This is a genomic window from Candidatus Thiosymbion oneisti, assembly GCF_900092655.1.
Lineage (GTDB): Bacteria > Pseudomonadota > Gammaproteobacteria > Chromatiales > Chromatiaceae > Thiosymbion > Thiosymbion oneisti.
Map to the genome: position 1 here is coordinate 1 of NZ_FLUY01001222.1, position 2769 is coordinate 2769.

Consider the following 2769-nt stretch of genomic DNA (forward strand, 5'->3'; position numbering starts at 1 on the left):
CACGCTGGAGCCTGGGGAGCCAGCCGAAAATCAATGCCAGTAGAAAATCAATAGGTTAGTTTTTAGACAGCCTCTTAAGCTTGCGCCCCAATCGAGCGCAAAATCTGCCTCGCCCCTTCGCTCCCTCGCTACGAACGTGTAAGCCAGACAGGCTCTTAAGAAAGCTCAGGTAGCAAGCTGGACCCCCTCAGGGAGGGCAACCTTCATACTCACGGGTAAATGGTCGGAAAGCGGATGGTCGAGGACCCGCACCCCTACCCCGATGATACGCAGGTTCCCGGAGGCGAGGATGTGATCCAGGTTGCGCCGCGGGTACCAGCTGGGAAAGGTCTTGAACTCACAGTCGAGCCCGCGGAGGTCCGTATTCGCCACCAGATCCTTGAACGCACGGGAGTCGCAATCGCAATTGAAGTCCCCCATCATGACCACATAGGGGTAGTGGGCGGCCAATTCCCGAAGATAGTCGAGCTGGCGGCGGCGGGCCCTCCGTCCGAGGGCCAGGTGGAGGATACAGACGGCTAGGACGGACTCGTCGGTAGTTTCCAACTCCACGACCACCACCCCCCGTCCCGGAAATCCCGGAAGCTTGTACTCGGTTATTTCGGACGGACGCACCCGACTCAGGACGCCGTTGCTGTGCCGTGCGAGCCTTCCCAGGTTTCGATTGACCTGCTTATACCAATAGGGAAATTGGGCGTGATAGGCCAGATACTCGGTTTGGTCGACAAAACCGCTACGCAGACTGCCGGCGTCCACTTCCTGCAGACCGACGAAATCATACTCGTGCAGTATGGACGCGATGCGGCTCAGGTTGGGCAGATGCTCGCGGTGCGGCAGTACATGCTTCCAGCTTTTGGTCAGATACTCGCTGTACTGACGGGTAGAGATACCTACCTGGATATTGTAGCTGAGCAGATGCAGCTGCTGCATGCTGACCCGGCGGTCTGGGACCGGCATGGGTAGGGTCCACATAGGACCGACATGCCATCAGCCTAGCGCAAAAGCAGGCGGTTCCCAACCCCCTGCCCGGTAGGGTGGGCTGCGCCCACCACCTGGACAGAGTATTTGGTGGGCACAGCCCACCCTACGGGCTATCGGGCGGCCAGTCGGTGAGGCCCTGTATGAACTGGGACACAGCAGCGATTTCCTCGTCGCTCATACGGCTGGCCACATCTCTCATCATCCCGTTCGGGTCGTTGGCACGGGCCCCGGTACGAAAGCCCTTGAGGGTCGAGTCGAGATACTGGGCGTGCTGTCCGGCGACGCGCGGGAATTTGGCCGCTCCCAGACCGGCGCCGGCCGGGCCGTGGCAGCCGGTGCAGGCAGTAACTCCAGTGGCCGGGTTACCGCCGCGATAGATGCGCTCGCCCAGCTCCGCCGCTGCGGGATCCGTGGTCCCCGGCGTCTGCTGCTGGGTGGAGTAATAGGCAGCGATGTCCCGAAAGTCCTGTTCACTGAGGGGGATCATCTGGGGACCCATCTGGGCGTTTGCCCGGGCACCGCTCTTGAAATCCATCAGCTGCTTATAGATATATTGGGCATGCTGTCCGGCGAGCTTGGGCCAGGTCGGAACCAAGGCGTTTCCGTTCGGGCCGTGACAGGCCGTACAAGCCGCCACCTTGGCCTTGCCCGCCGTAGCGTCACCTGCCGCGGCCTCGCCCGCTGCCTGGGTACCGCTGGAAATGAGCGCCGTTGCAACCGAAATCGAAATCAGCCAAGTCTTCATGGTATGTATCGCCCGCTTCTTGCTCGTAAACTGTCGCGGCAACGCCCGGTCGCCCCCTGCGGAAAACCCGCGGATGTATATCAGAATATCCGCATATTGGTCAAATCGACCTTTAAGCAAACTGGTCCAAGAGGCGACGGTCCTCCTTGCCCGGATGCTCGAGCGCTTGGGTGTCCAGCCTGCGTCGGGAGAGATCATATAGGACATCGTTCAGTACCTCATCATGCCCCCGACAGAGGGCCAGGATCTGCCCGAGGGCGAGAATCTCCGCGGTAGCCTTCATAACCTCACCCCGGTTTCGTGCGCCAACCGAACGATGGGACGGCGATCGCCTGCGGTCTCTATGAGCACGTCGATCCTGCGCTCCCCCAGTGACCTTTCCAACCTGCCCAAAAAGCGGACCTTGCGCTTGAGATCCGGGGCACAGGCAACTTGCGCGGGCCGAACCAACAGGTCGATATCGCCCCCGCGACGCCGGTCATCCACCCGCGAGCCGAAAAGCCAAACCTGGGAGCCTTCACCAAAGCTCTCCTCCGCGGCTTGCCGGATAGCGGCGATCTGGTCTCGGGTCAGGCGCATCCTGCCAACAAGTAGCTTAACAAGAGGAAATCCGACAGCGGCAGGTTTCAGTATATCGGCAGGGCCGATCCTGATGCGGTCAGATGCCTTCGATATCAACCTTATGTCTCAACAGCGATTATTACCGGTGGCCCTACCGGGCAAACGCGTATAAATTCCCCTGAAAACATAGTCTTGACGGACCTGCCTGCTTGGTGTCTACCTCTGCCCGCCGGCAGGTAGCAGGTTAGACCGGCCCCCTGGGGTTGCAGCAGGCCAGGCAAGCGAGCCTAGCGACCAGCGGCTATGTCAGGTCCAGGGCGGGCGCGTATAAATTTCTTTTTGATTAACAAGTTACTACCAGCCGTGTCGATTGGGCAAAGCCGGGAACGCCGGCATCCTGCCGGTTCGTAGGTTGGGCAAAGCCGGATCAGGGACGATCCGGCGTGCCCAACAGCAACATTTCGTTGGGCACGGCGCACCGT

The 2769-nt window shown here is 60.5% G+C and carries 4 protein-coding genes; all 4 read right to left on the minus strand.

Annotation, left to right across the window (positions count from 1 at the left end):
• Positions 1–165: 165 nt before the first annotated feature.
• The 4 genes from BQ17_RS12620 to BQ17_RS12630 all read right to left on the minus strand — a co-directional run bounded on the left by BQ17_RS12620 (position 166) and on the right by BQ17_RS12630 (position 2305).
• Complete coding sequence (locus BQ17_RS12620; RefSeq protein WP_369406471.1) at positions 166–957, minus strand: endonuclease/exonuclease/phosphatase family protein; 792 nt, start codon at positions 955–957, stop codon at positions 166–168.
• Between the two features lie 127 nt (positions 958–1084).
• The gene (locus tag BQ17_RS12625) at positions 1085–1726 is read right to left on the minus strand and encodes a c-type cytochrome (RefSeq protein WP_089727594.1); all 642 of its coding nucleotides are present in this window, start codon (positions 1724–1726) and stop codon (positions 1085–1087) included.
• Between the two features lie 112 nt (positions 1727–1838).
• Positions 1839–2009, minus strand: coding sequence for a hypothetical protein (locus tag BQ17_RS21860; RefSeq protein ID WP_176722411.1), 171 nt, complete (start codon positions 2007–2009; stop codon positions 1839–1841).
• On the minus strand, positions 2006–2305 hold the full coding sequence (locus tag BQ17_RS12630; protein ID WP_089727596.1) for a nucleotidyltransferase domain-containing protein: 300 nt from the start codon (positions 2303–2305) through the stop codon (positions 2006–2008). Before BQ17_RS12630 ends, BQ17_RS21860 begins: the two co-directional genes overlap by 4 nt.
• Between the last annotated feature and the right edge of the window lie 464 nt (positions 2306–2769).